The organism is Marinobacter mobilis, assembly GCF_900106945.1.
Taxonomy (GTDB): Bacteria; Pseudomonadota; Gammaproteobacteria; order Pseudomonadales; family Oleiphilaceae; genus Marinobacter; species Marinobacter mobilis.
The window spans coordinates 391,287-416,863 of the sequence record NZ_FNNE01000002.1; the positions used below are offsets into that span (position 1 = coordinate 391,287).

General features: G+C 58.4%; 24 protein-coding genes. 10 read left to right on the plus strand and 14 right to left on the minus strand.

Annotated features, from left to right (window positions below):
- Window positions 1-8 precede the first annotated feature (8 nt).
- The 8 genes from bioF (at window position 9) to BLV11_RS04385 (ending at window position 8,576) form a co-directional block, all read left to right on the plus strand.
- Window positions 9-1,169 carry an 8-amino-7-oxononanoate synthase gene (gene bioF, locus BLV11_RS04350; RefSeq protein WP_091811728.1) on the plus strand — a complete coding sequence of 387 codons (1,161 nt, stop codon included), beginning with the start codon at window positions 9-11 and terminating at the stop codon, window positions 1,167-1,169.
- 4 nt (window positions 1,170-1,173) lie between these two features.
- Window positions 1,174-1,917: an alpha/beta fold hydrolase gene (locus tag BLV11_RS04355; RefSeq protein WP_091811729.1), complete on the plus strand. Its 744-nt coding sequence runs from the start codon at window positions 1,174-1,176 to the stop codon at window positions 1,915-1,917.
- The gene (bioC, locus tag BLV11_RS04360; RefSeq protein ID WP_091811730.1) at window positions 1,917-2,705 is read left to right on the plus strand and encodes a malonyl-ACP O-methyltransferase BioC; all 789 of its coding nucleotides are present in this window, start codon (window positions 1,917-1,919) and stop codon (window positions 2,703-2,705) included. Before BLV11_RS04355 ends, bioC begins: the two co-directional genes overlap by 1 nt.
- A 73-nt stretch (window positions 2,706-2,778) precedes the next feature.
- Window positions 2,779-3,468 carry a dethiobiotin synthase gene (gene bioD, locus BLV11_RS04365; RefSeq protein ID WP_091811731.1) on the plus strand — a complete coding sequence of 230 codons (690 nt, stop codon included), beginning with the start codon at window positions 2,779-2,781 and terminating at the stop codon, window positions 3,466-3,468.
- 99 nt (window positions 3,469-3,567) lie between these two features.
- On the plus strand, window positions 3,568-3,813 hold the full coding sequence (locus BLV11_RS04370; protein ID WP_091811840.1) for a flagellar basal body rod C-terminal domain-containing protein: 246 nt from the start codon (window positions 3,568-3,570) through the stop codon (window positions 3,811-3,813).
- 77 nt (window positions 3,814-3,890) lie between these two features.
- On the plus strand, window positions 3,891-4,499 hold the full coding sequence (locus BLV11_RS04375; protein WP_091811732.1) for a putative metalloprotease CJM1_0395 family protein: 609 nt from the start codon (window positions 3,891-3,893) through the stop codon (window positions 4,497-4,499).
- 240 nt (window positions 4,500-4,739) lie between these two features.
- The gene (locus BLV11_RS04380; protein WP_091811733.1) at window positions 4,740-6,539 is read left to right on the plus strand and encodes an acyl-CoA dehydrogenase C-terminal domain-containing protein; all 1,800 of its coding nucleotides are present in this window, start codon (window positions 4,740-4,742) and stop codon (window positions 6,537-6,539) included.
- A 246-nt stretch (window positions 6,540-6,785) separates the two neighbouring features.
- Window positions 6,786-8,576, plus strand: coding sequence for an acyl-CoA dehydrogenase C-terminal domain-containing protein (locus BLV11_RS04385; RefSeq protein ID WP_091811734.1), 1,791 nt, complete (start codon window positions 6,786-6,788; stop codon window positions 8,574-8,576).
- Between the two features lie 119 nt (window positions 8,577-8,695).
- Here BLV11_RS04385 and BLV11_RS04390 read toward each other — a convergent pair whose 3' ends face one another.
- The 5 genes from BLV11_RS04390 to leuS form a co-directional block, all read right to left on the minus strand.
- Window positions 8,696-9,328: an endonuclease gene (locus BLV11_RS04390; protein WP_091811735.1), complete on the minus strand. Its 633-nt coding sequence runs from the start codon at window positions 9,326-9,328 to the stop codon at window positions 8,696-8,698.
- 216 nt (window positions 9,329-9,544) lie between these two features.
- Window positions 9,545-9,808 (minus strand): hypothetical protein, encoded by a 264-nt coding sequence (locus BLV11_RS04395; protein ID WP_091811736.1) that lies wholly within the window; start codon window positions 9,806-9,808, stop codon window positions 9,545-9,547.
- An 82-nt stretch (window positions 9,809-9,890) separates the two neighbouring features.
- A complete protein-coding gene (holA, locus tag BLV11_RS04400) occupies window positions 9,891-10,895 on the minus strand; it encodes a DNA polymerase III subunit delta (protein WP_091811737.1) in 1,005 nt (334 codons plus the stop codon).
- Window positions 10,892-11,506 carry an LPS-assembly lipoprotein LptE gene (locus BLV11_RS04405; protein ID WP_091811738.1) on the minus strand — a complete coding sequence of 205 codons (615 nt, stop codon included), beginning with the start codon at window positions 11,504-11,506 and terminating at the stop codon, window positions 10,892-10,894. The genes holA and BLV11_RS04405 overlap by 4 nt, the downstream gene beginning before the upstream one ends.
- Window positions 11,506-14,091 (minus strand): leucine--tRNA ligase, encoded by a 2,586-nt coding sequence (leuS, locus tag BLV11_RS04410; protein WP_091811841.1) that lies wholly within the window; start codon window positions 14,089-14,091, stop codon window positions 11,506-11,508. The genes BLV11_RS04405 and leuS overlap by 1 nt, the downstream gene beginning before the upstream one ends.
- 207 nt (window positions 14,092-14,298) lie before the next feature.
- Between leuS and BLV11_RS04415 the strand changes: the two genes are divergently transcribed.
- The gene (locus BLV11_RS04415; RefSeq protein WP_091811739.1) at window positions 14,299-14,844 is read left to right on the plus strand and encodes a zinc ribbon-containing protein; all 546 of its coding nucleotides are present in this window, start codon (window positions 14,299-14,301) and stop codon (window positions 14,842-14,844) included.
- 62 nt (window positions 14,845-14,906) lie between these two features.
- Here the strand turns inward: BLV11_RS04415 and lnt are convergent, their stop codons facing one another.
- Genes lnt through miaB form a run of 5 tightly spaced genes read right to left on the minus strand, consistent with a single transcriptional unit; the run spans window position 14,907 to window position 20,110 of the window.
- Window positions 14,907-16,433 (minus strand): apolipoprotein N-acyltransferase, encoded by a 1,527-nt coding sequence (gene lnt / locus BLV11_RS04420; RefSeq protein ID WP_091811740.1) that lies wholly within the window; start codon window positions 16,431-16,433, stop codon window positions 14,907-14,909.
- Window positions 16,423-17,268 (minus strand): CorC family transporter, encoded by an 846-nt coding sequence (locus BLV11_RS04425; RefSeq protein WP_091811741.1) that lies wholly within the window; start codon window positions 17,266-17,268, stop codon window positions 16,423-16,425. The genes lnt and BLV11_RS04425 overlap by 11 nt, the downstream gene beginning before the upstream one ends.
- Before the next feature lie 33 nt (window positions 17,269-17,301).
- Complete coding sequence (gene ybeY / locus BLV11_RS04430) at window positions 17,302-17,754, minus strand: rRNA maturation RNase YbeY (RefSeq protein WP_091811742.1); 453 nt, start codon at window positions 17,752-17,754, stop codon at window positions 17,302-17,304.
- Window positions 17,751-18,734, minus strand: a complete 984-nt coding sequence (locus tag BLV11_RS04435) for a PhoH family protein (RefSeq protein ID WP_091811743.1) — start codon at window positions 18,732-18,734, stop codon at window positions 17,751-17,753. Before BLV11_RS04435 ends, ybeY begins: the two co-directional genes overlap by 4 nt.
- A 32-nt stretch (window positions 18,735-18,766) precedes the next feature.
- Window positions 18,767-20,110 carry a tRNA (N6-isopentenyl adenosine(37)-C2)-methylthiotransferase MiaB gene (gene miaB / locus BLV11_RS04440; RefSeq protein ID WP_091811744.1) on the minus strand — a complete coding sequence of 448 codons (1,344 nt, stop codon included), beginning with the start codon at window positions 20,108-20,110 and terminating at the stop codon, window positions 18,767-18,769.
- Window positions 20,111-20,320: 210 nt separating this feature from the next.
- Here miaB and trmH point away from each other — a divergent pair, with 210 nt between their 5' ends.
- Complete coding sequence (gene trmH, locus BLV11_RS04445; protein ID WP_091811745.1) at window positions 20,321-21,031, plus strand: tRNA (guanosine(18)-2'-O)-methyltransferase TrmH; 711 nt, start codon at window positions 20,321-20,323, stop codon at window positions 21,029-21,031.
- Window positions 21,032-21,070: 39 nt separating this feature from the next.
- On the opposite strand, the gene BLV11_RS04450 is transcribed toward trmH, so the two are convergent.
- From BLV11_RS04450 to BLV11_RS04465, 4 genes are all read right to left on the minus strand, one after another.
- The gene (locus tag BLV11_RS04450; protein ID WP_091811746.1) at window positions 21,071-22,084 is read right to left on the minus strand and encodes a nucleoid-associated protein; all 1,014 of its coding nucleotides are present in this window, start codon (window positions 22,082-22,084) and stop codon (window positions 21,071-21,073) included.
- Between the two features lie 109 nt (window positions 22,085-22,193).
- Complete coding sequence (cysN, locus tag BLV11_RS04455; RefSeq protein ID WP_091811747.1) at window positions 22,194-23,852, minus strand: sulfate adenylyltransferase subunit CysN; 1,659 nt, start codon at window positions 23,850-23,852, stop codon at window positions 22,194-22,196.
- A 12-nt stretch (window positions 23,853-23,864) separates the two neighbouring features.
- Window positions 23,865-24,773: a sulfate adenylyltransferase subunit CysD gene (gene cysD, locus BLV11_RS04460; protein ID WP_091811748.1), complete on the minus strand. Its 909-nt coding sequence runs from the start codon at window positions 24,771-24,773 to the stop codon at window positions 23,865-23,867.
- Window positions 24,774-24,914: 141 nt separating this feature from the next.
- The gene (locus BLV11_RS04465; RefSeq protein ID WP_245725910.1) at window positions 24,915-25,361 is read right to left on the minus strand and encodes a PilZ domain-containing protein; all 447 of its coding nucleotides are present in this window, start codon (window positions 25,359-25,361) and stop codon (window positions 24,915-24,917) included.
- Between the last annotated feature and the right edge of the window lie 216 nt (window positions 25,362-25,577).

A 25,577-nucleotide genomic window follows, 5' to 3' on the forward strand; every position in this document is an offset into this window, starting at 1 on the left:
AATCTCCCTTGCGTGATTTTGCCGCTGAACTGGACGCGCGGAAGAGCGCCGGCCTCTATCGCAGCCGGCGCCTCATCAGCGGGCCTCAGCAGCCCGCGCTGACAGCGGACGATCAGTCCGTTCTGGCCTTCTGCAGCAACGACTACCTGGGGCTGGCAAGCCACCCCTCCGTGTCCGGGGCCCTGTTGGCTGCGGTGCCGGAGGTCGGTGTTGGGGGCGGCTCTTCCCATCTGATCTGCGGTCATCACGATGCGCACCATCGTCTTGAGCTTGCCCTCGCCGGCTTGACCCGGCGTTCATCGGCGTTGTTCTTCTCCACCGGATACATGGCCAATCTCGGCGTGATCAGCGCTTTGGCGGGCCGTGGCGACACCATTTTTTCCGATCGACTCAATCACGCCTCCATCATTGACGGCTGTCTGCTCAGCCGTGCCCGTGTTCGTCGTTATCCCCACAACGACATGTCGGCCCTTGCCGACATGCTGGCGGGAACGTCCGGCCACAAGCTGGTGGTCACCGACGGCGTGTTCAGTATGGACGGAGATCTTGCGCCATTGCGGGAAATGGCGAGGTTGTGCCGTGAGCATGACGCCTTGCTGGTGGTCGATGATGCCCATGGAATTGGCGTCTTGGGGGAGCACGGTGGCGGCACGCTGGAGCAGCTCGGGTTGTCTGAGCAGGAGGTGCCGGTACTCATAGGAACCCTCGGGAAAGCCATTGGTACCAGCGGCGCGTTTGCCGCGGGGCCCGCGTTGCTCATGGACTACCTGGTGCAGAAGGCGCGTACCTATATCTATACCACTGCAATGCCGCCTGCCGTAGCCATGGCCACCTGTGCCGCCCTTGAGGTGATTCGTGATGAGCCGGAACGTCGGAATCATCTGCGTCATCTGGTTGAGCGGTTTCGTACCGAAGCCTCGGCTCTTGGTTACCGTCTGATGCCCTCGCATACCCCGATTCAGCCGATCATGGTGGGTGATAACTGGGCTGCTCTGACCCTGAGCCGGGAGCTGGAAGCGAGGGGGCTGTTGGTGACCGCGATTCGTCCGCCCACTGTGCCCGAAGGGGAAGCCCGACTGCGGGTGACCTTCAGCGCGGCGCACACCGACGCCGACCTGGACCGACTGATCGCGGGCCTGGCGGACTGTCGATGCCATTACCCCGGATGATTCCATGGCCTCGTTGAGCTCGTATCCGGCCATTGTCGTGGTTGGCGGCTGGGGTGTCCCGGCCACCATGCTACAGCCGCTGGTCGCGGACTGGCCCGGCGTGGTTCACCTCGCGACCCTGGATTCCGGACTGGTAGCGGGTGCCTGTGGCATCGATGATGTGGCTGCCCGGCTGCTCAATCGCCTGCCTGAAGCTGCGGTCTGGCTGGGCTGGTCCCAGGGTGGGCAGGTGGTGATGTCTGCAGCCCGGCAGGCGCCGGACCAACTGCAGGGAGCGATTACTCTTTGCAGCTTTCCCCGCTTTGTCGCCTCGAATGACTGGAATCATGGCATGGCGGCTGACACGTTCCGGCAATTTCATGACGGGCTCAGAACGGATCCGATGCGCGCCTGGAAGCGCTTTCTGGCATTGCAGGTGATGGGCGGGAGCAATGAAAAGGACGGTCGGCGTTCCCTGGCCCCCTGGCTGGCCTCCGGGCCCCCGCTGGGCATAGAAGAACTGGAAACCTCTCTGGAATGGCTTGCTGCAACCGATCAGCGGGCGGACTGGCAGCACCCTGCTGTACCGTCGCTTCATATCTGGGGTGACCAGGATTATCTGGTGGATGGCCATGTGGCGGACCAGGTCTCTGGTTGGGGGGCAGAAGTGAGTCGGGTGTCGGGTATGGGGCATTGGCCCCGTGGCTCTGCGATCGCCTGCTGCCAGGATGAAATCCGCCGCTTCGTGGCTTCATTGGGAATCGTGTAATGAGTGTGCCGATTGCAGATAAAGCGACCGTTGCCCGGGATTTCGGTGTTGCGTCGTCCTCATACGATGAGGCGGCGAGATTGCAGCGCCATATGGGAAATCGCCTGCTGGAACTGCTCACTGAGGCAGATGCCGGCAAACGGGTTGTGGATCTTGGTTGTGGAACCGGTCAGTTTGCCTCTGCTCTGGCAGAGCGGCTGCCGGGCTGCTCTCTGACGGCAGTGGATCTGTCTGAAGCCATGATCCGGCATGCCCGCCTTATTCGTGGCCTGGCGGTGCAATGGGTGGTGGCGGACGCTGAATCGCTCCCGTTTGCCGACGGCAGTGCTGATGTGATCTTCAGTAACCTGATGATTCAGTGGTGTGCAGATCCACGTCCGGTACTGCGGGAGTGTTCAAGAATCTTGCGTCCGGGGGGGTACCTGGTGTGTTCGACCCTCCTGGACGGAACCCTGGCCGAACTGGCGGAAGCCTGGCAAATGGTGGATCCGGGGGTGGCGCACGTCAACCGATTTGAGGCGTACGACGTGGTTGAGCAGCGGCTTAGGGATGTGTTCCCCGACGGCAGGCTGGAGTGTGAGTCGATCTGCCTGCCATATGCGTCTCCTTTGGCGCTGCTCGGTGAACTCAAGTCGCTGGGGGCTCAATATAAGGGTGCGGGACGACGGCAGACCCTGACGGCACCGGGGCGGGTGCGGCGTTTGGGTGACGCCTACCCGCGGCAGGGAGGGCAGGTTGTGGCGACGTATAAGGCAGGCTATCTGGTCTGCCGCAAACCGCTGCTATAAGCCCGGGACCGTGCGACGCATACCGAATAGTCACTTTTAGAAGTGCCTGAATTTTCTTGGAAAGGCTGAAACCATGGCAAAGCATACGTTTTTCGTGACAGGTACTGATACCGGTGTTGGCAAAACTCTGGTGTCGGCGGCAATTCTTCACGCAGGCGGACGGGCCGGGCTCCGGACCCTGGGTATGAAGCCCATCGCCTCTGGCTGTGAGGAGAGCGGGGAAGGGCTCAGGAATGAAGATGCCTTGCTGTTGCAGGCAAGCATGACGGAAAACCTTGGTTATGAGCAGATCAATCCCATCGCACTGAAACCGGCCATTGCGCCCCATGTAGCGGCGGCTCAGGAGGGGAAGACGATCACTGCCCAGCGTTTGGTTGGCTTCTGTCGGGGAATGCAGATGCAGCCCGGTGACCTGCTGCTGATTGAGGGAGCAGGGGGCTGGAGGGTGCCACTTAATGAGCGGGAAACCTACGCGCGGGTTCCCCAGGCGCTGGATGTGCCGGTTATCCTGGTGGTGCCGTTGCAGCTGGGCTGCATCAATCATGCCCTGCTCACGGCAGAGGCTATCCGATCTGACGGCCTTCGTATTGCTGGTTGGGTGGCCAACCGGCCGCAGCAGCAAGTCATGAGTTGTGAAAGCGACACCCTGGAATACCTGCAATCCCATCTGCCGGCTCCCTGCCTGGGCGTGCTGCCGTGGCTGCCCGACGCGGATCTCTCGGCCATGGCCGATGAGTTGAATCTTGGCCTTTTGCTGGGCTGATGGGGTCAGGGAGAAGGACTGGTTACGCGCCTCTGGTTGAAAATTAGCCAGAGGTGTGCGTTAATTGGGCTATCTTTTGGCTGTTATGTGGTCGCCAACATGATTCAGAACACACTCGGTATCGGGATTCAGGGTATTCAGGATGGCCTCCTGGGTATGGAGAGTGCCGCACGAAAAATCGCCCGCGCGGGCGTTGATGGTCCGCAGGGCTCTGCCTCCGGTAACGGCGATTTGCTAGAGCCAATTGTCGACCTGAAACTGTATCAGCGAAGCGTCGAAGCTTCTGCTCAAGTGGTCAAGACGGCCGATGAAACCCTCGGTACCCTGCTCGATATCATGGCCTGACAAGGCCTGTTTCAGCCTTCTTCTGCACTGTCTTTCTACCTGTTTGATGTCCAGCTCGGCGCAAACCAGGTGATCCTATGATCATTTCCTCCCAGCCTTATTTGCCACCGTCCACGGGAACGGGTGCGGCCATCGGCCGTGACCCGGCTTCTGGGGCTGGTGCTGCGCAGTCACCAAAAAGCGGGCCCTCAGAGGTGGAATCTTCACTGGCGCTGAGTGAATCCGAGCGTCGTCAATTGGACAAGCTCAAGGCGAGGGATCGTGAAGTCCGAGCGCATGAGGCGGCCCACCAGGGTGTTGGTGGGCAGTATGCCGGTGCGGCCAGTTTCAGCTATCAGCGTGGTCCGGATGGTGTCCAGTACGCCATTGGCGGCGAAGTGCCCATTGAGTTGTCTGCAGTTGAGGGTAACCCTCAGGCGACTGTTGAGAAAATGCGGATTATTCAGGCCGCGGCGATGGCGCCAGCTCAGCCCTCAGCGCAGGATCGGGCGGTTGCTGCGGAAGCTGCCCAGATCCAGCGACAGGCTCAGGCCGAAATGGCCCAGAATGCCAGATCTTCTCAGGAGCGCACGCAGGAAGGCGCCAGAACCGAAGGCCGTGCCGCGGTTGAAACCTATCGTTCCATTTCCGGAATGTCTCCCCGCGCCAACTCCGATGAGAGCGCTCGCCTCGATTTAAGCATCTGATATTCCAAATTATTTTATTCCTTGGCAACCTGGGGCAGGGTTGCGTCGGGTGAGCAGTATGGTGGGCGCAGTACATAAATTTGCTATCTCATACTTGACATCTTCTTGCCAACAAACGTATGTTTCAAACACTTGTTTAACTTATGTCGATGACACTCCTGTTACGGCATATGAACAAAACCCATGGCAACGTACTGCGCACTTAGATGCAGACCTAACCGACAGATGAGGTGAAAGCCCATGCCAGAATATAAAGCGCCCCTGCGTGACATCAAATTCGTAATGAGTGAGCTGCTGAACAGTGAGCAGCACTACGCCAGTCTGGAAGGCGCAGAAGATGCAACCCCGGATATGGTCGATGCGATCATCCAGGAAGGTGCCAAGTTCGCTGAGCAGGTACTTTCTCCTCTGAATTCTGTAGGTGACCTGGAAGGTTGTACCTGGAGCGAAGACGGCGTAACCACGCCAAAGGGCTTCAAAGAAGCTTACCAGCAGTACGTTGAAGGCGGCTGGCCTTCCATGACTGCCGATCCCAACTACGGTGGCCAGGGCCTGCCTGCTTCCATCGGTATCGTGATGAGTGAAATGGTCGGTACAGCCAACTGGTCCTGGGGTATGTACCCGGGCCTGAGCCACGGCGCCACCAACACCGTTGAAGCCCACGGCACTGAAGAGCAGAAGCAAACCTATCTGACCAAGCTGATCAGTGGTGAGTGGACCGGTACCATGTGTCTGACCGAGCCGCACTGTGGCTCTGATCTGGGTATCCTGCGTGCCAAAGCTGAGCCTAACGCTGATGGTTCCTACAGCATCACCGGCACCAAGATCTTTATCTCTGCCGGTGACCACGACATGGCCGAGAACATTGTGCACATTGTTCTGGCTCGCCTGCCGGGCGCACCGGAAGGCACCAAGGGTATCTCCCTGTTTATTGTTCCCAAGCGTCTGCCGAACGAAGACGGCTCCGCTGGCGAAGCCAACGCTGTTTCCTGTGGCTCCCTGGAGCACAAGATGGGCATCCACGGCAACGCCACCTGCGTTATGAACTTCGATGGCGCCAAAGGTTGGTTGATCGGGCCTGAGAACAAAGGTCTGAACTGCATGTTCACCTTTATGAACACCGCTCGTATCGGTACTGCCATCCAGGGTCTGGGTGCTTCCGAACTGGGCTTCCAGGGCTCTCTGGCCTATGCCAAGGATCGTCTGGCCATGCGTGCCCTGACGGGTCCGAAGAACCCGGATGGTCCGGCTGACCCGATCATTGTTCACCCGGACGTACGTCGCATGCTGTTGACCCAGAAGTCTGTGGCTGAAGCTGCTCGTGCACTGGTTTACCTGGCCGCTCAGCAGGCGGACGTGGTTCACCAGGGCAAGACCGAGGAAGAAAAGAAGGCCGCTGACGCGATGCTGGGCTTCCTGACTCCGATCGCCAAGGCGTTCCTCACCGAGATCGGCTATGAGTCCGCTAACCTGGGTATGCAGGTATTTGGTGGTCACGGCTTCATCACTGAGTGGGGCATGGAGCAGAACGTTCGTGATGCCCGTATCGGTATGATCTACGAAGGTACTACCGGCATCCAGGCACTCGACCTGCTGGGCCGTAAGGTACTGATGACCCAAGGCGAAGCTCTGAAGCAGTTCACCAAGCTGGTTCATGTGTTCTGCAAGGAAAATGCTGACAACGAGCAGATGAAAGAGTTCGTTGAGCCGCTGCAGGCGATGAACAAGGAGTGGGGCGATCTGACCATGAAGATCGGCATGAACGCCATGAAGAACCGTGACGAAGTGGGCGCCGCCTCTGTGGACTACCTCATGTACTCCGGATACGCCGTATTCGGTTACCTGTGGGCCCGCATGGCCAAGGTTGCTCTGGACGCCATGGCTGAAGGTACTTCTGAAGAGGCCTTCTACAGTGCCAAGGTTCAGACTGCGCGCTTCTTCTTCAAGCGCCTGATGCCGCGCGCCAAGGGTCACGCTGAAATGATGCTGGCGGGTGCCGACACCCTGATGGACATGCCGGAAGATTCCTTCGCATTCTAAGGTGATCGTTCGGTAAGTCTGTAAAAAACCCGCCTCCTGTTATAGGGACGCGGGTTTTTTATTGTTGATGTGTGATGCCTGGCGCTGATGTCGCGGGATGTAGGTGATAACCGTGAGTGCCGACGAAAAATTGGGTAGAATACCAAGCCGGACACTGACCACGGACAAGGGGCGTGAACACTTTGGGGAAAACAAGAAGACCCTGCCTGTTGTGAGTGTAACGAAATAACTATTGGAGAGTGATAGATGGCTGATTATCAAGCGCCCCTGCGCGACATGCGCTTTGTCCTGAACGAAGTATTTGATGCCCCGACTTTGTGGAGCAGCATGCCGAAGCTGGCAGAAAATGTTGATCCGGACACGGCTGATGCCATCCTGGAAGAAGCAGGAAAGATTGCCGGAGGTGTGCTGGCGCCCCTGAATCGAGAAGCTGACGAGCAGGGCAGCAAGTGGAATGATGGTGAAGTCACCTCACCGGAGGGCTTTAAGGAAGCTTACCAGACCATCGTTGAAGGTGGTTGGAACGGTCTTGGTGGTAACCCTGAATTTGGTGGCATGGGTATGCCGAAAATGCTGGTGGCCCAGTTTGAAGAAATGATGCAGGGTGCCAACATGTCTTTCGGTCTCGCGCCGATGTTGACCGCTGGCGCCTGCCTGTCGCTGAATGCCCATGGCAGTCAGGAACTGAAAGAAAAATACCTGCCCAACATGTACTCCGGCGTCTGGTCCGGTGCGATGGATCTGACCGAGCCCCATGCCGGAACCGATCTGGGGATTATTCGCACCAAGGCCGAGCCTAACGGCGACGATTCTTACAGCATCACCGGCACCAAGATCTTTATCACTTGGGGCGAGCACGACATGGCTGAGAACATCATCCATCTGGTGCTGGCCAAGCTGCCCGACGCTCCTGCCGGTCCCAAGGGCATCTCCCTGTTCCTGGTGCCGAAGTTCTTTGTGAACGACGACGGTTCTCTGGGCGAGCGTAACAGCTTCAGCTGTGGCTCCATCGAGAAGAAGATGGGGATCAAGGCTTCCGCCACTTGTGTGATGAACTTCGACGGCGCCAAGGGCTGGCTGGTCGGTGAGCCTAACAAGGGCCTGGCGGCCATGTTCACCATGATGAACTACGAGCGACTGGGTGTGGGTATCCAGGGTATCGGTGCTGCCGAGGCGTCCCTGCAGAATGCCCGTGAGTACGCTCTGGACCGTATCCAGAGCCGGGCTCCGACTGGCGCGCAGCAGAAAGACAAGGCTGCTGACCCGATCATCGTTCATCCGGACGTACGTCGTATGCTGCTGACCATGAAGAGCTACGTTGAAGGTGGTCGTGCCTTCTCAACCTACGTGGCTCAGTGGCTGGATATTTCCAAGTTCTCTGATGACGAAGAGCAGCGCAAGCACGCCGAAGGTATGGTGGCCCTGCTGACGCCGGTCGCGAAGGCATTCCTGACAGACCGCGGCCTGGATACCTGTATCATGGGACAGCAGGTGTTCGGTGGCCACGGCTTCATCCGTGAGTGGGGGCAGGAGCAGCTGGTTCGCGACTGCCGGATCACCCAGATCTATGAAGGTACCAATGGTATCCAGGCTCTGGATCTGATGGGCCGCAAGGTTGTTGCCAGCAAGGGCAAACTCTTCGAGCTGTTCGCTGCAGACGTTGCCAAGTTCATCCAGGAGAACAGCGACGATGCGACTCTGCGTCCTTACCTGGAGTCCCTGTCAGCAGCGCTTGAGCGACTCGATGATGTAACTGATGCGGTGCTCAAGCAGGCGGAAGAAACCCCGAATGCCATTGGTGCTGCGTCTGTGGACTACCTGGATCTGTTCGGTCTGACTGCGCTGGCTTACGTGTGGGCCCGTATGGTCAAGGCTGCCGCTCCGAAGGCGGAAGGTGATACTTCTGGCTTCTATACCGGCAAGCTGAAGACTGCGCGATTCTACTTCGACCGCCTGCTGCCGAAGACTGTGTCTCTGGCCGAGGGTATTCGTAGTGGTAGTGATTCCATGATGGCGTTGTCTGACGAAGAGTTCTGACGCAACGTTAGTATGGGCTAGGGTGGCGATCTGAATGGGTCGCTGCCCGGCAATAAAAAACCGGGCTCAGGCCCGGTTTTTTATTGCCGGGCGGAACAGAGTGTGAGGTTCTGAGCCGCTTACAGCTGCTCCATGCGCCGGGGATCCAGCACGAACGGGTTGTCATTGCCCTGGATGCCCACAATGCGGTTGTGGCGAGCCCGCTCATTGGCATCCGGCGGGTCCAGTTCGCTCCAGTTCCGCAAGACCGATGGGGCGCCAATCCAAGGCAGGTCATAGGTGGTGACCATGTAGGCGACAGCCCGGGCGACATTGCCCTTGATCCGCGCTGGCGGTTCAATGAACTGGGTTTGTTCGCGTATCCCGCACTCGCCGAGCGGTGCGGCGGCGGTCAGTTGTTCGTATTTGGCATTTCTTCGTCGCATTTCGACCCGACTCCGAACCGGTACAATGTTGTGTAGGTCAGAGGCAATCTGGCGATAACGCTCATCTTTCTCGCATTGCCGGGGGGTGCCGCAGTGCAGGGCGTTACGGACGTGGATGAGGGGGTAAATGTAGCCCTCACTGACCAGGAAGCCCTTGCTGGTAAAGGGGGTGTCACAGAAGAAGGTTGTTCCTCCTTCGCTATAGAGTGTTCCCCAAAACTGTTCACGGATGGTGGTATCCGGGTCGCTGAAGCGAGTGTTCTGCCCGGTGGCCAGAGCTGGAGTCAGGCCGATTGCGATGATCAGGGCCAGTTGTGCTGGTTTCATGGTCTGTCTATCCCCCCCACTACTTGGCTGCGGCGCTGGTCAACAGGGTGCCGGTTTCCAAGGGAACCGGGCGGATAGGTTCAGCGGCAGCCGGGTCTTTCTATGTCCTCCTTGACCGAATCGATAAATGACGGCTATTTCAAGTTTAGTATGGCACAACAAAGCCACCCGGGTCTGACCGGATGGCTTTGTCAGTTTGCAACGTGTGCGGTAGGTCTACTTAAGGCGATCCCGGAGTTTCTGGTAACGGTCTTGCAGGTTTGTCGCCAGTTTATGGGCGGATTCCCTGGCTTCCTTGGTGGCGTCGTTAGCATCGTGAAGGAGTTCGTCAACGCGATGCTTGAACTGGTCCCATTCCTCTTCGAGATCGTCCCATTCGTCCTTGATGTCCTCCTGAGCCAGGTGGAGCTGAACCTTGGCCTCATCCCGGTACTGCTTGATCTTTTCGTTAACCTTTTTCAGTTCCTCTTGAAGCTTCATCGTTATCTCCCTTAACCAGGTGGGTTAGAGTCCAAACATGCACCCGCGTGGGAAAACTTGTCAAGAGGTTGTGCGGGGAGGCTTAACGGGAGGCCATGAGTGAGGCCAGATCCTGAAGGTGATGCCAGGGAGGGAGATCGCCAAATCCTTTCGCTGCCCGATCGGTTTCGCTACAGAGACGCAAGGCCTCGTAGAGGGTAGGGCGGGACAGGCGGCGGGCGGCAGTTTCAAGGGCCCGGGCCCTCTGGGGCTGGCGAATACCGCGTTGTTTGAGAAACTGGGCAGAAGGCTCCCGTTTGGCGAGGGCTTTCTGTAGCTCAAGTGTCAGATTGAGGTCGCGGCTGAGGATGCTGAGCAGGCCAAGGGGGCTGTCACCTTCCTGCTGCACGAAGTTGATGATGCGTCGTGCGTTGGCCGTATTGCCGGTGAGAAGTTCCGTGATTAGCTCAAAGACGTTGAAGCGGGCGCTGTCCTGCACTGCCCGTTCCACGGCGTCGGCATCAATGGTGCCGTCTTTGCAGAACAGGGCCAGCCGTTCAAGTTCCTGGGCTGCAGCCAGCAGGTTGCCCTCAAGCCGTTCGCTGAGCATGGTGAGGGCTTCGCTGGTGACGTGCAGTCCCTGGTTACGGGCGCGCTGTTGTAACCAAGCCGGAAATTTGTCGGTATCCACTGGCCAGACCGTGACATGAAGTCCCTTGTCCTGCAGCAGTTTGTACCATTTCCGGCGAAGCTCGGCAGCGTCCAGTCTGGCGCTGATGAGAATCAGTAATATGTCTTCCGGGGGATCGGGAAGCACGCGCTCAAGGATCTTGCGACCGTCACCAAGCTTTCCGGTGGGCAGATGAATCTCAATCCGGCGGCGTTCGGCGAACAGTGACAGGGCACCAAACTCTTCTCCGACACTGTTCCAGTCGAGCTGCTGGTCGGCGTGGTAAGTCACGCGGTCCTCGAATCCGGCTTCCCGGGCTGCTTTGCGAATTTGGTCGCAGCATTCCTGTACCAGCAGAGGCTCGTCTCCGGACACCAGGTATACCGGGTGTAACCCCTTTTTGAGTTGCTGAGGCAGTTGCGCTGGCTGGGCCTTCATCGGAGGGGCGCTTGCTCTGAGGTTTCCGGTGCGGTGGGGGGCGGAGTCTGGGCCTGTGCCTCAATTGCCCGAATGCGGGCTTCGGTCATGGGGGTCAGGCGGAAGATGATCTGCTGTGCCAGTCGTTGATAGAGCGCAGACTCTATTTCCTGCTGTTCCCGCTGTTTGGCCAGAACCTGGTCTTCGTCGTAACGATAGGACTCGCTGCTGTTGAGTTCAGACTCTGCAATCAACGGCAGGCCCTGGCGGTTTTGCAGGTCCATCCATACCCGCTGTCGCAGATCGTATTCCGCAGCAGATCCCTGCAAGGTAATGGCGCTGGTGCGTCGGGTCTGTTCAAACCGGGTCAGCCGCAGCCGGTACGCCGCCTGGGCTGGCTCGGTAAGCGCGACTTCGCCGAGGGTGAGTTGCTCGGTGACAGCGTTGCACAATGCCACCGGTACATTGCCGGCGCATTGAACCGACAGCGGTTGCAGAGCCGAGGAGACGGGGGCTGCTCCCCGCAGTTGGAAGCCACAGGCGGAGATGGCGAGCACGGCGGCCAGCAAGGTGAGTCTTGCGGTGACCGCTGCATATGCTGGCGACGGGTTCCTGCTGCTTCCCAAGGTCATCAGTTGGCCACGATGTTGACGAGCTTGCCGGGCACGACAATCACTTTACGAACGGTCTTGCCTTCAGTGAAGCGGATAACGTTCTCGTTTTCCAGGGCAAGCTGCTCCAGGGCGGCCTTATCGATGTTTGCCGGCACGTCCGCCTTGGCCCGGACCTTGCCATTGACCTGCAGTACGACCTGGATCTCGGTCTTGACCATGGCTTCCTTGTCTGCTTTCGGCCAGTCGGTGTCGACCACCGGCTGGGTATGGCCGAGCGCCTGCCACAGGCTATGACAGATGTGCGGTGCAATCGGCGCGAGCATCAGGACGGCAGCTTCCAGGGCTTCCTGGGTAACGGCCAGATCCTGGGGTTCGGTGCCGCCGAGTTTGCCAACCTCGTTCATCAGCTCCATGACAGCAGCGATGGAGGTGTTGAACGTCAGTCGCCGGCTGATGTCGTCGCTGACCTTGGTGATGGTCTCATGGGTTTTGCGGCGCAGTGCCTTCTGGCTGCCATTGAGGCTGCTGATGTCCAGAGTGGGGACATCGCCAGCGGTCCGGTGCTCGCCCACGGCCCGCCACAGTCGCTTGAGGAAGCGATGTGCGCCTTCAACACCGCTGTCGGACCATTCCAGGGATTGTTCCGGCGGTGCTGCGAACATCATGAACAGTCGGACAGTATCGGCGCCATATTCGTCGATAATGGCTTGCGGATCGATGCCGTTGTTCTTGGACTTCGACATTTTGGTCATGCCGCCTGGGATCACCGGCTGGCCATCGTCCTGATGAACGGCGCCGACCACCTGGCCTTTGTCGTCTTTTTCGACCTGAACATCAGCCGGCGAGATCCAGATCTTGCCGCCGTTGTCATCTTCCCGGTAGAACGTCTCCGCCAGAACCATGCCCTGACACAACAGGCGGTTGAATGGTTCGGAAGAGGTGACCAGGCCGACATCGCGCAGCAGCTTATGGAAGAAGCGGGCATACAGCAGATGGAGAATGGCGTGCTCAATACCGCCAATGTACTGGTCTACTGGTAGCCAGTAGTTGGCCGCAGCCGGGTCGAGCATGCCCTTGTCGTAATTGGGGCTGCAGAACCGGGCGTAGTACCAGGATGACTCCATAAAGGTGTCAAAGGTATCGGTTTCCAGTGTTGCCGACTGTCCTTCAAAGGTGGTTTTCGCCCATTCAGGATCGGCCTTGATCGGAGATTTGACGCCGTCCATCTCGACATCTTCAGGCAATGCGACCGGCAGCTGATCGTCCGGCACCGGACGCTCGCTACCGTCGGCCAGGGTCATCATCGGAATAGGGGCACCCCAGTAACGCTGACGGGAAACACCCCAGTCGCGCAGGCGGTAGTTCACTGTCCGCTTTCCGATGCCCTGTTGCTCGAGGTCCTCGGCAATGGCGTCGAAGCCCTGTTCGCTGCTCAGGCCGGTGTACTTGCCGGATGAAACCAGTGTGCCCTTTTCAGTGAAGGCTTTTTCCTGGACATCAATTTCACGGTTGTCCGTGGCAGTGATGACCTGTTTGATCGGCAAGCGGTACTTGAGGGCAAACTCGTGGTCGCGTTCATCATGGCCGGGAACGGCCATCAGCGCGCCGGTGCCATAGTCTGTCAGCACGAAGTTGGCGATCCAGACCGGAATGAGTTCCTGAGTCAGCGGGTGAACGGCCCGGAACCCGGTATCGATGCCCAGCTTCTCCATGGTGGCCATTTCCGCTTCGGCCACCTTGTGGTTGCGGCACTGCTCGACAAACTCAGCGACCTCGGCGTTGCGCTCGGCTGCCGCCTTGGCCAGAGGGTGCTCGGCGGCAACGGCCATGTAGCTGACGCCCATCAGGGTGTCCGGGCGAGTGGTGTATACGGTCAGGCCATCGTCCTGGTTCTCCAGGCCAAAGGTCAGCTCCACACCGACGGATTTGCCAATCCAGTTACGCTGCATGGTTTTGACCTGTTCTGGCCAGTCTTCCAACTGGTCCAGGTCATTCAGCAGTTCTTCGGCGTAGTCAGTGATGCGGATAAACCACTGGGGAATCTTCTTCTGCTCAACCAGGGCGCCTGAGCGCCAGCCGCGGCCATCCACTACCTGCTCGTTGGCCAGTACGGTCTGGTCCACCGGATCCCAGTTAACGGTGGCCATTTTCTTGTAAACCAGTCCCTTTTCGTAAAGACGGGCAAAGAACCACTGCTCCCAGCGGTAGTAGTCAGGCTTGCAGGTAGCCAGTTCGCGATTCCAGTCGTAGCCGAAACCCAGCTGCTTGAGCTGGTTTTTCATGTACTCGATGTTGGCGTAGGTCCACTTGGCGGGCGCGGTGTTGTTATTGATGGCAGCGTTTTCTGCCGGCAGGCCGAAGGCGTCCCAGCCCATGGGCTGCATGACGTTCTTGCCCTGCATGCGCTGGTAACGGGAGATGACGTCGCCGATGGTGTAGTTGCGGACGTGTCCCATGTGCAGCTTGCCGCTGGGGTAGGGGAACATGGACAGGCAGTAGTACTTGGGCTTACCCGGCTCTTCCTTCACGGTGAAGGTGTCGTTGTGTTCCCAAAAGTTACGGGCGTTCTGTTCAACGTCGCTGGGTTTGTATTGCTCGTCCATTCCTGCCATTACCTAGATTACCCTGTTAAAAGATTTGCTGAGCGGCCGCACATTCTAACGTACCGCGGGCGTTACAGGTAGTCTGCCAAAAGGCGAAACCTGTGCCAGAATCACAGTAAGGGCGCCGGGATCGTCCGGAGGAGTTTTCGTTGCGGCTCCGCAGGTTGGAGTCACCGGGAAAAATGCAAGATCTCATGGGGTATCGCTATGACAGAGCCAGAACGTCATCACCTTTCCGGCCAGGCATTAAAGGTTTATGACCGAATGCTGGAACGGGTTCAACGCGGGCTAGCGGAGGCGGGCGATGTAACCGTCGACGGAGTTCGTGCAGAAATAGCCAAGGCGATTGAAGTCGAGTATGCACTCGAAGAGATGACCCGGGAGGAGGCCGATCTGTTAGGCGCTTACCTGACGCGGGATCTGGGGCATCTGCTGCACTTTATCGATGAAACCGGCGAAGGTCTGGAAGAATGGTTACAGCTGGATATCTCACTGATGGAACATCAGTTGGCCAACATGCTGTTTTCCATTGCCGACAAGACTCGGCTCGACACCCTTGAGCTGAACCAGAAGCTGGCCAATGAGGATGTCAGTCACTACATCAGTGGCGAGGTGGCGACGGCTGGCATGTTCAAGTGCCTGAATTGCGGGCACATGACGTGCCTCACGGCGACCAGCCACATTGCGCCCTGTGAGGCCTGCAACTCTCATTACTTTGAGCGGGTGACCAGCCGCTGGCCAAAAGAAGCCTGATGCCTAATGCCCCACCATGGGTGGGGCATTGTTGTCTGCAAGAGTCTGTCTCGGGAACATCCCTAGCTGATCGCCGGGATTTCCCGTTCCCGTACAAACACGATCAGAATGGCAGCCAGTGTCAGCACCGGCCAGGAGCCTGTCGCCATATAGGGCGTGGAGCCTGTCGCCGCACGGGCTTCCCCGCGCAGAGTGGTCGCAGTGAATTGCGGCACGCTGGTGGCAATCTGCCCTTTTTCGTCGATGATCGCAGTTAGCCCGTTGTTGGTGCCGCGGATCATGTAGCGCCCGGTTTCAAGCGCCCGCATACGGGCGATCTGAAGGTGCTGGAGCGGACCGATGGAATCACCGAACCAGCCATCGTTGCTGATGGTGACCAGCAAATCCGCAGCACGGGCGTTCATGGCTACGAAGTCCGGATAGGCTACCTCGTAGCAGATGTACGGCATGATCCGGATAGCCCCTGCCACCAGGGGCGACTGGTGTTGCGGGCCGCGGGAAAAGTCCGACATGGGCAGGTCGAAGAAGCCAATCAGTCCCCGCAGCCACTGTTGCAGTGGCACATACTCTCCGAATGGCACCAACTTCTGTTTGTGGTACATGCCTTCCCCATTGCCCAGCGCCATGATGCTGTTGTGGAAGGTGAAGTCTTCAAGGCGATCGCTGAATCCATACCATGGAATGCCGGTGATCAGGGTGCTGTCTGGCCCAAGGCGGGATTCAATGTGGTCGAAAATCGGGCCGGCCTGGTCCTGGGTGAGCGGAATGGCGGTTTCGGGCCACAGGATGAGATCCTGTTGCCAGTCGTCTTCGGTCAGCCCCAGGTAGGTGACGATCTGTTGTTTCAGGTGATCCGGATCCCATTTGATCAGCTGAGGAACATTGCCTTGCATGGTCGCAACGGAGATCGGAGTCGCCGACACCTGCGTCCACGATGTGGCGTTCAGGGCTGGGCCCGCAAGCCAGGGCAGAAATCCGGCGGCGAGGGTGGCGAGGGACACTTTCGGTCGTTTCTGCTGGAGCAGCCAGGCGGCGGCGTAGAGCGACAGGCCAAGGGCGACCACCCAAAGGGTTGCGCCGTGGACGCCAAGCACGGGTGCCCAGCCAGCCAGCGGGCCATCGACCTGTGCCGTGCCGAGGTAGAGCCAGGGGAAACCGGTAAGAAGCCAGCCCCGAACCCAGTCCCCCAGTATCCAGATGGCGGGGAACAGCAGCAGGCGTCGGGTCTTGCTGACCTGGGCCAGTTTGCCCCAGGCCCAGAAGGCAATCCCATGAAAGAGCGCGAGCCCGGCAACAAAAAACGCCGTCATCAGAATGGATGCCGGGATGGAGGTGTTGCCGAATTGGCTGATACTGATATATACCCAGGAAGCGCCGCTGCCAAACAGTCCCAGGCCAACCAGCCAGCCGGCCCTGAACAGCCGCTCTGCGGGTAGTGTGACGGTGCAGAGCAGAATCAGTGCGACGGACACCGGCCCCAGCCACCACCAGTGGAAGGGCGCAAAGGTAAGTGTCTGGGTTGCGCCAGCTAACAGCAGAAGGGCGGTTGACAGCCAGCGGTTAGCGACAGGGATGCTGTCACGCCCCACTGCGAGTCACCTGCAGCAGCCGGATCACGCGGTTGTCGGCGTTGGCAATGGTAAACGTCAGGTTGCCCACCTTCACCGACTCGCCGCGTCGCGGAAGGTGACCGAACTCCTTGAGGATAACGCCGCCGATGGTGTCGAACTCCTGCTCGTCGAGATCGGTGCTGAAGAATTCGTTGAAGTCTTCAATCGGGGTGACGGCTTTGACCGCGAAGACGCCGTTACCGCGAGTCTTGATGTGGGTCTCTTCGTCAAAGTCGTGTTCGTCCTCGATCTCGCCGACGATCTGCTCCAGCACGTCCTCGATGGTGATCAGGCCGGCAGTGCCGCCATACTCATCCACCACAATGGCCATGTGGTTGCGGTTTTCCTTGAATTCCTTGAGCAGCTGATTCAGCCGCTTGCTTTCAGGGATGAAGGTCGGCGGCCGGAGCAATTCACGGATACGGGGCCAGGAAAGCTCGTTGGCGAGTGCCAGTGGCAGCAGGTCCTTTGCCAGCAGGATGCCAACAACGTCATCCGGGCTGTCGCCAATGACCGGAAAGCGGCTGTGGGCGGACTCGATGATTTCAGTGAGGGCGGACTTGGGATCCAGCGAGTCCTTGACGGTGACCATCTGGGAGCGGGGGATCATGATCTCCTCAACCCGCATGTCGATGACCTGCATAGCGCCTTCAATGATGCTCATGGCATCGGCATCAATGATGTGCTCGGCCTCGGCGTCCCGTAATATTTCCAGTATGTCCTCTGCGGACTCGGGCTCACTGGAGAAAGCCTGTGAAATTCGTTCCAGCCAGGACTTGTGGCCCTGACTGCGACTCGACTGATCGTCGCTCATGAGTCTGTTTCCGTATCCTTTTGTTTTTGAGGACTAGGCCTCGTAAGGGTTGGCATATCCAAGCTGCGTCAGCAGCTGGATCTCAAGGTTTTCCATAACCTCGGCGTCCTCATCATTTATATGGTCGTAGCCCTGCAGGTGCAAGAGGCCGTGAATCACCATGTGTGCCCAGTGGGATTCCAGAGACTTGTTTTGCTCTTGCGCTTCCCGCACAACGACGTCGGCGGCGATCACCAGATCACCCGCCAATGGCACTGTTATACCGGCCGGTGCCTCAAATGGAAAGGACAGCACGTTGGTCGGCCCGGATTTGCCCCGGTACTGGTCGTTGAGGCTGGCGCTTTCGTCACAGTCGACGATCCGGATGGTGACTTCGGAATCGTGTTCCTGTTGCCAGGCGGCATTGGCCCAGGCGGTCAGTGACTGGTCATCCGGAACGCCAGAAGCCTCATAGGCTCGCTGTATATCCACGGTCAGTTCGCTCATTCGCGGGCTCCACTGCCATCATCAAACGCGTCATAAGCCTCGACAATGCGCTGAACCAGCGGGTGTCGCACGACGTCTTTCGATTCAAAGCGGGTAAAACCGATACCGGCTACCTTGCTAAGCACCCCGGCGGCGTGGATGAGGCCAGAGTTCTGGCCTCGGGGCAAATCCACCTGGGTGGTGTCGCCAGTAATGACCGCGGTTGAGCCAAAGCCGATTCGGGTCAGGAACATCTTCATCTGTTCCCGTGTCGTATTCTGACTTTCGTCGAGAATGATGAAGGCATTATTAAGGGTGCGTCCCCGCATGAAGGCCAATGGAGCAATTTCAATCACATTTTTCTCGATCAGCTTGGTGACCTGGTCAAAACCAAGCATCTCGTAAAGTGCGTCATAGAGCGGGCGCAGGTAGGGGTCTACCTTCTGGGCCAGATCGCCAGGAAGGAAGCCCAGCTTTTCACCAGCCTCGACGGCAGGGCGCACCAGCAGGATGCGTTTGACCTGTTCGTCCTTGAGAGCTTCCACGGCGCAGGCGACGGCCAGCCAGGTTTTTCCGGTCCCCGCCGGCCCAATGCCGAAGTTGATGTCGTGGTTACGGATGTTGTGCACGTACTTCTGCTGGTTACCGCCCCGAGGCCTGGCTTGCAGTCTGGGGGTCTTGATCACCACCATACTGCCATCGAACTGGACGTCATCAGGCAGGCGCTCCAGGCCGGATTCGCGGATGAACAGGTGTACGGTGTCCGGTGCAATGTCGTCGCTGGCCTCGGTTTCACGAAACAGGTGGCGCACAACCTCTGCAGCGGCGGCGACATGATCGCTGTCGCCTTCAATACGGAAATGATGGCCGCGCCGGCCAATCCTGACTTCCAGTCGTTTCTCGATCTGCTTCAGATGCTCATCGAACTGGCCACACAGGGTGGCCAGACGGCGCTGGTCGACAGGGTGAAGGTCGAATTGTTTGATGTCGTTGGTTTTCAATCAGTCCTCGGTGTTTGTCGGTCGGCTTGCTATCAATATAACCGGTCGTCGACCGGGATGCCCCGCAGGGAGTTGGGGAGTGCCTCACAGATTTCAACGTCAACGAACTTGCCGATGACTCCGGGGTTGTCGTGACGGAAGTTGACAACCCGGTTGTTCTCCGTGCGCCCGGCATACTGGCCCGGATCCTTCTTGGACAGACCGGTTACCAGGATGCGCTGGGTAGTGCCGACCATCTTGCGGCTGATGTCCATGGCTTGCTGATTGATACGTTGCTGGAGGATGTTGAGGCGCTGCTTCTTGACCTCCATGGCGGTATCGTCCGGCAAGTCCGAGGCCGGAGTGCCGGGGCGGGCGCTGTAAATGAAGCTGAACGACGCATCGAAGCCAATGTCGTTGATCAGTTTCATGGTGTCCTCGAAATCCCGCTCGCTTTCGCCCGGGAAGCCGATGATGAAATCCGACGAGAAGCTGATGTCCGGGCGGATCTTGCGCAAACGACGGAGTTTAGACTTGTACTCCAGGGCGGTATGGCCCCGTTTCATGGCCGCGAGAATGCGGTCAGAGCCGCTTTGCACCGGCAGGTGAAGGTGGCTGACCAGCTCCGGTACCTGTTCGTAGACGTCGATCAGGGCATCGGAGAACTCCACCGGGTGGGAGGTGGTGTAACGAATACGGTCAATGCCGTCGATCGTGGCGATCAGGGAAATCAGTTCGGCCAGATCCATGGTGTCGCCGTCGTGGGTGTCGCCACGGTAGGCGTTGACGTTCTGGCCCAGCAGGTTGATTTCCCGGACACCCTGCTCGGAAAGGTGAGCGATCTCCGCGATGACGTCGTCCACCGGGCGGCTAACTTCCTCGCCCCGGGTGTAGGGGACCACGCAGAAAGTGCAGTACTTGCTGCAGCCTTCCATGATGGATACGAAGGCAGAAGGGCCGTCAGCGCCAGGGGAGGGCAGGTTGTCGAACTTTTCGATTTCCGGGAAGCTGACATCCACCACGCCAACGCCGCCCTTGGTACGGACTTCTGTGATCATGTCCGGCAGGCGGTGCAGGGTTTGTGGTCCGAATACCATGTCCACATAGGGTGCCCGGTCGATGATGGCCTGGCCTTCCTGGCTGGCAACGCAGCCACCTACGCCAATGATCAGGTCCGGCTTGCTGTTTTTCAGGGATTTCCAGCGCCCCAGCTGGTGAAAGACCTTTTCCTGGGCTTTCTCCCTGATGGAGCAGGTATTCAGCAGCAGGATGTCTGCGTCTTCCGGGGTATCGGTCATTTCGACGGCTTCGCCGGTTTTGAGCAGGTCAGCCATGCGAGACGAATCGTATTCGTTCATCTGGCAGCCGTGGGTCTTGATGTAGAGCTTCTTGGCCATGGTTCTCAAATTGCGTAGGTGAATGGTCGCGGTACCGGCTTGTTCCGGGGGCGATCGGCCAGCTGCCGCAATGGCAGGCAGGCTAAAACGAACGGGCTATTATAGCGGTCTGCTCAAACCTCAACCAGTATTTCATCGGTCGGGTTGCGGTAACCCCCCCGTGGGGGCTGTGGTATGATCTGCCGCGTCCTGAAGTGAATGAGAGTCGCCATGACCCCAGAACGTCTTGTCCGTATCAAGGAGATACTTGACCGCCGCCAGCCCGACCTGACGGTGCTGACCGATCAGGTTCACAAGCCCCGAAACCTGTCGGCGATTATCCGTTCCTGCGATGCCTTCGGGCTGTCCTCCATGCATGCGGTATGGCCAAAAGAAGGCTATCGGGCGTTCCGTAAGACCGCAGGCGGCAGTTTTAACTGGGTAACGACCCATACCCACCCCACCATGACCGCGGCAGTAGAGTCCCTGAAGTCCCGGGGGCACAAGCTCTATGCCGCACAGCTGTCTGATCGGGCTGTGGATTACCGGGAGGTGGACTTCACTGTGCCCTGCGCGGTCATTATGGGTAATGAGGTGGAGGGGGTCAGTCCCGCGGCGGCTGACGAAGCCGACGAGCACATTGTCATTCCAATGATGGGTATGGTGGAGTCTCTTAATGTCTCCTCCGCCTGTGCGATTATTCTGGCGGAAGCCCAACGCCAGCGGAAAGCGGCAGGAATGTACGATCAGCGGCGGTTGCCGGACGACGAATACCTGCATTTGCTGTTCTGCTGGTGCCAACCGACGGTCAAACGCTACTGTGACGACCGCAATCTGCCTTACCCACCATTTGATCCGGAAACCGGCGACCTGATTGACGGTGTTGGGTGGATGGAGGCGGTGCGGAAACTGCGGCATCCGCATTTGGTGGAAGAGTCCTAGGCCGGGGACAAATTTGACCTCTGTCCCCTTGAGCGTGTGCTATTCCCGTCCTTCCAGGTATGTCTGTAATTGCTCTCGCAGTGCCTTAGGCAAACGGGTGATGGTCAGGGCATCGGTGTCGCGGTCGTAGTAGACCGCCTGGTTCACCAGGTCGGACGAAAACGACAGGCTCATGCCGCCGCCGGAGCCGGCAATTCGCACCAGCTTTTTGACCTTGCGGTGATCAGGGTGCAATACGCCGCTTTCCGGCAGCTCCGCAGACTGGCTGGCAAACTCTTTGAAGCGCTCTGGCTGGGCCTCGTCGAGAAACTCTGACAGGGCATCAATGGCCACCGGTTCGCCGAGGGCATGCTGTTCCTTGCAGAACTCATAGGCCCGGTTACGGACTTTTCCTGCGTCCTGGGGTTCGCTGTTCTTGGCAAAGGCCTCCACGGCATCCAGGAAGGTCAGGGTTTCTTTCTCGACATCAATCTGGTTGGTAAAACCGCAGAGTTTGATAAACAGTTCCCCGGCATCGCCAGTGCCACGGCCGTGGATCAGGGTGAGGAAATTTTCGCCCTGATTGTCACCCAGCCAGTCATTCAGCTCGATGCGCACTGCCAGGTTCAGTCGTGACAAGCTGAGGATGTCCGTGGCATCCAGCTGCTGCTGCGCGTCAAGGCGCAGGGCGCTGTCACTTTCCAGAATCAGCAGGTAGACCACTTCGCTGTCCGCAAGGGCCTCGTGGACAATCATAAGGTGACCCTGATGCTCTTCCTGGGTGCCGTTGAGCAGTTCCTGCCACTGGCCAAATAACCGGTCGGTGAGGGACTCGAATGACTGTTTTTCTTCCACGTAGTCCTTGAGCCAGCCCCCGAACGGGCATTCGCCGATATCATCGGAAAAGCGTCCGTATTTCTTGCCGGGCTTGCTGTTGAACAGCCGCTTCATTTGTTTGTGCAGCGCCTCGTAGTCGCCACCGGGCTCTTTCAGGGGGGCTCCGCTGCGCAGGCTGGCTGGCTGCCCTGGCTGGAGTTGGCTGGCGTAGGCGGTGCGAAGGTACTTGATGGCCATGAAAGGATTCCCTGTTTGGTAAGACTGAAAAAGCCCCGGCCTCAGGAGATGAATTTCCTGTGGCCGGGGCTTTCTATCATAGCGGCTGAGGCTTGGGAAGGCTGGGGGCCTAGATCTGCTGCCCCTGGACCAGTCCCTCCAGCAGCTTGCTGACGGCTGTCGGAATCTCTTCGTCAGAATTTGCTTCTGCATGGGCAGTGGCAACATCGGTGCCGAGATTGACAGCGATGGCGATCAGACCGTGGGCAGTCAGCAGCTGGGCCGTGCGGCGACGGTCATCGGCGTTACCTGCATTGTCTTCGTCCAGAACAACGGAGGTCTTGCCCTGGTCAAACAGGGCCCGTTCGACGGCCAAAGCCAGTGCGGGCGCCTGTGTGCCGTTACAGGCAATGATGGCCGGGCGCTGGGCCAGGCGGCGGCTACGTTCTTCGCCGGTAACCGGATCCAGAGATTCTGCGCCGCCAGCATTGCCGGCAATCATGCCTGCGCCGATGGTCACATTAGTCAGGCGATCAATGACAATAAAGCTGCCCGTAGCGTGATTGCGCGGGTAGCACTCAAACGCAATCGGTTGGCTCAGGGTCAGTTCACACAGGCCAATTTCGTTGAGCTGCAACGCTGAGGGATTGAGTTGCTGCTCCAGGGTGTTGACGTCTGTCTGGTGGTGAATTTTCTTCACCGTACCTGAGGTAAACGTCGGTCCCAGTTTGATGTCGTACAGGCGACCGGTTTCCAGCGGAGCGTCGGTCATCCAAACGATGTTGGCATTAAAGCGGTTGCCCACCTCCGGCTCGTCGCCGGCCTTGACCAGCATGTCGCCGCGGCTGATGTCAATTTCATCGGTCAGGGTCAGGGTGACCGCCTGATCGATATAGGCCGCCTCAAGGTTACCGTCGAACGTGACAATTTCCTTGACGGTACTGGTGCGCCGTGAAGGCAGCGCCATGACCTGGTCGCCCGGACGGATGGTGCCGGATGCGACGGTGCCACAGAAACCACGGAAGTTCAGGTTCGGGCGGTTGACGTACTGAACCGGGAAGCGGAAATGCTCAAGGTTCTTGTCGCGGGACACTTCCACGGTTTCGAGGATTTCCATCAGCGACTGGCCGGTAAACCACGGCGTGTTTTCGCTGCGGTTAACCACATTGTCGCCTTCGAGTGCCGACATCGGCACGAAACGGATATCCGCCAGGCCGAGCTGGCTTGCGAAGGTGAGGTATTCGCGCTTGATTTCCTCAAAGCGCTCTTCGCTAAAATCAACGAGGTCCATCTTGTTGATGGCCACGACGATATGACGGATGCCGAGCAGAGAGGCAATGAAAGAGTGGCGCCGGGTCTGGGTCATGACACCGTGACGGGCATCGATCATCAGGATCGCCAGTTGTGCTGTGGACGCGCCAGTGGCCATGTTGCGGGTGTACTGCTCGTGGCCCGGGGTGTCTGCGATGATGAACTTGCGCTTGTCGGTGGAGAAGTAGCGGTAGGCAACATCAATGGTGATGCCTTGCTCACGCTCCGCCTGCAGGCCGTCCACCAGCAGGGCCAGGTCCAGCTTCTCGCCGGTGGTGCCCATTTTGGCGCTGTCGGTTTTGAGGCTGGCCATATGATCTTCATAGATCATTTTGGTGTCGTGAAGCAGGCGCCCGATCAGGGTGCTCTTGCCGTCATCCACGCTGCCGCAGGTCAGCAGGCGCAGCAGTTCCTTATTCTCGTGTTGCTTCAGGTAGGCCTGAATATCTTCAGCGATGAGGTCTGATTGATGTGACATGTATAAGAATCCTTAGAAATAACCTTCACGCTTTTTCTGTTCCATGGAACCGGCGGAGTCGTGGTCGATGACCCGGCCCTGTCGTTCGGAACTGGTGGCCAGCAACATTTCCTGGATGATGTCCGGCAGAGTCTTGGCTTCTGACTCAATGGCGCCGGTCAGGGGGTAGCAACCCAGGGTACGGAAGCGCACTGACTTCATTTCTGGCACTTCGCCTTCTTTCAGCGGCATGCGGTCATCATCCACCATGATCAGGGTGCCGTCACGCTCGACCACCGGACGTTCGGCGGCGAAGTACAGCGGCACGATATCGATGTTTTCGAGGTAGATGTACTGCCAGATATCCAGTTCAGTCCAGTTGGACAGAGGGAACACCCGGATGCTTTCACCCTTATTGATCTTGCCGTTGTAAATATTCCACAGCTCGGGACGCTGGTTCTTGGGGTCCCAGCGATGGTATTCGTCACGGAAGGAGTACACCCGTTCCTTGGCGCGGGACTTTTCCTCATCCCGGCGAGCGCCACCGAACGCGGCGTCGAACTTGTACTTGTCCAGCGCCTGTTTCAGGGACTGGGTCTTCATCACGTCGGTGTGCTTGGCACTGCCGTGAGTGAAGGGGCCGATGCCCTGCTTAACGCCGTCTTCGTTGATGTGAACGATCAGGTCGAGGCCGTATTTGCTCACCTGCTTGTCCCGGAAGTCGATCATGTCGCGGAACTTCCAGGTGGTGTCCACGTGCATGAGCGGGAAGGGAGGCTTGCCGGGGTAGAAGGCCTTGAGCGCCAGGTGCAGCATAACCGCAGAGTCCTTGCCGATTGAGTAGAGCATGACAGGGTTGTCAAACTCTGCGGCGACTTCACGGATGATGTGGATGCTTTCCGCTTCCAGCTGCTTGAGGTGAGTCAGATTGTAACTGGTCATCTTGAAATGGTACCGATTGCCGTTGGCTATGAATGCGGCAACTATACCAGATCGGGCGTGGGTATAAGAAGGCGAACAACTAGAGTTTACGGGTATAACAATATAGCTTCCGGTTGTGTCCCGGGCGCGTGTTTTCAGTTGTTATGTTGCTGAAAGCAAACGACTTACGTATTGATCCAGGTAGTCAAAACCGTTGTCTTCAAAGTCGGTGAAGTGGACGCCAACGTGGAACTCATTCCGGGATACCCGGCGCAGGTGAACAATGTGGCCTTCCGCCCGGACCGAGACGGTCTGGCTGGCAACAATAGGCACGGCGAATCGGGTGGATACCTGGATCCATTGTCCGGGAGCGGGGGAGGTTTTGCTGGGGAGCAGTTTCTGGACGGTGTCGCTGTCGCAGCTGATCATTACGCCGGCCCGTGACAGGTTGGCGGCCTTGCAGCTTAGCTCTTCGCCTGAGGACTGCTTGACGCAAACCTCCAGAGCAACGTCTACACGCTGTTGTTCGCGAAGATTGGGTTTGGCTGGCACTGGCTTCATGGTAACCCTTCCGGCCATGGCTGGCTGACGTTGGGCGGCTTCTTTCATACTGCTGAATTCCGGCTGCAAATTGAACGCATAACCTGCTGATAGTTTGGTAGAAAGTCTAGTAGTTTAATTTGTGAACAGCAAGGGGCCTGTCGTCTTGGTGGTCAGGTTTGTGAACCGCTTCCTGAACGGTGCGTCACTTTGTGCGCGGGTGGCTTTCTGTCAGGGGTGCTCTGGTTAAAATCTGATCTGCGTTTTGTTTGTTGATTGGGTATA